The following is a 3482-nucleotide window of genomic DNA, read 5'->3' as shown; positions in this document are numbered from 1 at the left end:
GCCAACTGGCTTACGTCACCGCAGCAATCCTCGACGACGTAGACTTCGTAGCCGTCGTGTATCGCCTGTACCGTCGGGAGAGCTACGCAGGTTTCCGTCCACAGTCCAGCCAGCACGATTTTCTTGCGGCCGGTTTTTTCGATCGCTGTCACGAAGTTCTTGTCATCCCAGGAGTTCATCGACGACCGCTCGATGGGTTCCTGGCCGGGAAAGACCGCCCGGAGCTGCGGCCACATATTTCCGCTGAAAGACTTCGTTTCGACAGTCGAGAGTACAACCGGCAGTTCGAATACTCTTGTGGCCTTAGCGAGTGCGATCACGTTATTGATAATCCCCTGGCGGTCGGAATTGCTGACTCCGAATAGCATTTGTGGCTGATGGTCGATCAACGCCACAACGCAATTGTCAGGAGTCAAGAGTCCCTTTTCACTCAGTTTGGGGCGGCCTCCGCCCGATGATTGTTGAGCCATGCTATTTCTCCTTTGTTTGAATGTGTGAATCATTACCCGACATCTCTTTTGGCGATGCCGAACTCTTCGCTTCTGCGAAGGTACGAAGCAACCTTCGCGTTGTGAATGACGTTTTGCTTGGCAAGCAGGCGATGTTCGGGCACGACCCGCCGATGTATTTGCGTTCGATGACTGCGACGCGCTGCCCGCGCTGAGCAAAGGTCCAGGCAGAGATTGTTCCTGCCGTGCCGCCGCCCAGAATTAGGAGATTCAACTCCTCCGGCTTCGTCTCACCCGGGCAGATGAAGTGTTCTTCAGGCACTTCATGCGGATTGTCCTTTCCGAGCGACAGCTTCACTCTTGGCTTGCATCGATTTCATGAGATCGGCCGCTGAAGCTCCTTCGAGCGACAGTCCGTATCCGACTTCTCGCACAATCCGCTCCTTTAGCGGTTGAATGAAGTGAACGCGCGTGTTGCGGCGCGTCACTTCCGGAGCCTTCAAGTACAACTCGGCCAATTCCCGTGCCCTGCTGAGCGCTGTTCCTTTTGGTACAACTTCGGCAACCACCCCCCATTCGTGTGCGGTGCGCGCCGCCAGCGGCTGTGGGTTCAGCAGGAACGCCTCCGCTCGTCCTGCGCCAGCGCGATAACTCCAGGTGGTAAAGATTCCGTCGCCGGGCGCAATGCCCGCGGCGAAGTGGGCCACATCCTGGAAGGTCGCACCATCGGCCGCCACAATTACACTGGCAAGTAGCGCGTAGTCTGAATGCACATGCGCGCGTCCCTCGATCGCCGCAATGACCGGCACGCGTATGTTGGCTATATTTTCCAAAACCTGAGCGCCTTCATCATGAACTTGGCTCCAAACGCCGGGATCGGTGACGTCGCCAAAAGACGACCAATCGACATCAGTAATGAACTCCCCGCCTGCTCCCGTCAGGATCACGATCTTGTTGGCTCGATCTTGCGCAATGCGGTAGAAGGCATCGACGAATTCCGTGTGGGCTGGCGCGCTCATAATGAACGGCCCGCCGTTGCTGTGGAATTCAGCAACCAGCACACCGTCAGCGTCGCGCGTCACTTTTAGATTGTGATAGGCACTGAAGTAATCAGCTCCCAGTGTTTGCATCGTTCTCCTCCTTGATTTTTCTGGTCAGAATGATCCGCTACTCTAGACTGAGCTTTCGGTCGTGGCTGCGTCAGAAACGGCCTCCCTACTTACAACAGCCCAGAACATCGGGCACCAAGTAGATTCTGCTGTCCCGCGTGTGGGAATGTCCGCATCATAAGTTTGCCCGGCGAGACAGGCTTAGACATCATTTTGATTTTCCGCAAGAACTGCATTTCCCAAAGCCGTGTTCGTTCCTCCCACTATTTGTTGGGCCCTTTGTTCTGTTCCCCCGTGATCCACTCGCGGATGTACGCCGAGCAATTCTTGAGCTGGATGCTGTCCGCTTCGCAGCGCCTAAGAAAACTGACGACGTCTTGATCCACCAGCCTTAGGTCTTTCAAGTCCAAGACGATGCGGACAGCGTGCGCTTCTGCGCTGATCAGCGTTTCCACCTCGCCTATGTCTTTTGCGCCCATTCGACCGCTCAGCTTAAAGACCACCTCTCCGTTCGCTGCCCTCGTGATCTTTAACATCCACCCGCTCCTGAGAATTTTTGGCTGTGTGACGTCGGTCACGCATGTTTGTAACGGCAATCGAGGTGCCAATATCAAGCTGTTGAAATTAGGTAATTTGACGAACATTCAGATTGCGAAATGTCGCAACGATTGCGAAATTTCGCAACCGTGCTCAGGGGCTCGCTGGGGAATGTATTTAAAGACGATCTGCTAAAGGATTTACAGCTCTGAAGAGTTTCTTGTTGATGTTTAGTGACCTGATCTTTGATTCCAAGGTAGATCCCGGTAAGCCGAGTTTGGCCGCAGCTCCTGACGGTCCAGCCACCTGTCCTCCGCTTTCGCGCAGGGCAGCCTCAATCATCTCTCTCTCTTGGGTCGCAAGCTTTCGAGATAGCTTCAGGTGCCCTTTCGGCTCGCTTGCCACAGCCTGTCGAGAAAGCCAACTCTCATCCACGGTGAAATTCTCCGTATCGCACACGATGACCGATCGCTCGATGACGTTCTGCAATTCGCGAATGTTACCCGGCCAAGGGTACGATTGAAGCAATTCTAAGCTCTTCTTGGTAACCCCACGGATGCTCTTTCCAGCTTTCTGCGCGTAACGGTCGATGAAGTACTCAACCAGGACCGGAATGTCTTCCTGTCGTTCCCGAAGAGGAGGCACCTCGATCGGGAAAACGTTGAGCCGGTAAAAGAGGTCGCTCCGGAACGAGCCTGCGGCGATTGCTGCTTCCAAATCACGGTTAGTCGCAGCAATCACCCGGACATTCGCGCGAATGGTTTCAGCACCACCGACACGCTCGAATTCGTGTTCCTGCAGGACACGCAAGAGAGCGGTCTGGGTGTCGGCAGGAAGGTCTCCGACTTCATCGAGGAAGATGGTGCCTCTTTCGGCCAACTCAAAGCGTCCTAGCCGCCGCTGCGTTGCCCCCGTGAAGGCACCTTTTTCATGGCCGAACAGTTCTGATGCGATCAGGTCGTGGGGAATTGCTGCGCAGTTGACACTGACAAAAGCGCGCGAGGCGCGGTGCGATCTCCTGTGGATCGCGCGGGCCACAAGTTCCTTGCCAGTTCCCGTTTCGCCGGTGATCAGAACGGTTGAATCCGTTGGTGCAACTTTGGATACACGAGAGAGAACCGCGTGCAGGGCCGGGGAAATTCCAACGATCTCCTCAAACATCGATGCCCTATCGATTTCTTCGCGCAACGCAACGTTCTCCTCCTGGAGGCGTTGCTCAGCCTGTTTGTGATCCTCGATATCGGTCGCCGCGAGATACCAACGAATGACACATCCTTGCTCATCTCGCACGGGGTTATAGCGCAAAAGAAACCAGCGATACTTCGCGTCTTTTCTCAAGAAGCGCGCTTCGGTCTCGAACGGCGACCCGCTTAAGAACTTACTTTGA

At 55.0% G+C, this 3482-nt stretch carries 5 protein-coding genes; all 5 read right to left on the bottom strand.

Going from position 1 to position 3482, the window contains the following annotated elements:
- Nucleotides 1–470 (bottom strand): isochorismatase family protein (locus VNX88_05845; protein HWY68166.1); only part of this gene is annotated, 470 nt, incomplete at its 3' end.
- A gap of 1 nt (nucleotide 471) precedes the next feature.
- Complete coding sequence (locus VNX88_05840; protein ID HWY68165.1) at nucleotides 472–807, bottom strand: FAD-dependent oxidoreductase; 336 nt, start codon at nucleotides 805–807, stop codon at nucleotides 472–474.
- The gene (locus VNX88_05835; GenBank protein HWY68164.1) at nucleotides 773–1579 is read right to left on the bottom strand and encodes an enoyl-CoA hydratase/isomerase family protein; all 807 of its coding nucleotides are present in this window, start codon (nucleotides 1577–1579) and stop codon (nucleotides 773–775) included. Before VNX88_05835 ends, VNX88_05840 begins: the two co-directional genes overlap by 35 nt.
- Nucleotides 1580–1821: 242 nt before the next feature.
- On the bottom strand, nucleotides 1822–2094 hold the full coding sequence (locus VNX88_05830) for a hypothetical protein (GenBank protein HWY68163.1): 273 nt from the start codon (nucleotides 2092–2094) through the stop codon (nucleotides 1822–1824).
- Nucleotides 2095–2272: 178 nt separating this feature from the next.
- Nucleotides 2273–3482: sigma 54-interacting transcriptional regulator (locus VNX88_05825; GenBank protein ID HWY68162.1), on the bottom strand; the 1210-nt coding region annotated here is incomplete at its 5' end.

Source organism: Terriglobales bacterium, from assembly GCA_035567895.1.
In the GTDB taxonomy this organism is placed as follows: domain Bacteria; phylum Acidobacteriota; class Terriglobia; order Terriglobales; family Acidobacteriaceae; genus Gp1-AA112.
Note: the sequence above shows the minus strand (reverse complement) of the source record. Positions and strands in the feature narration are given on the sequence as shown.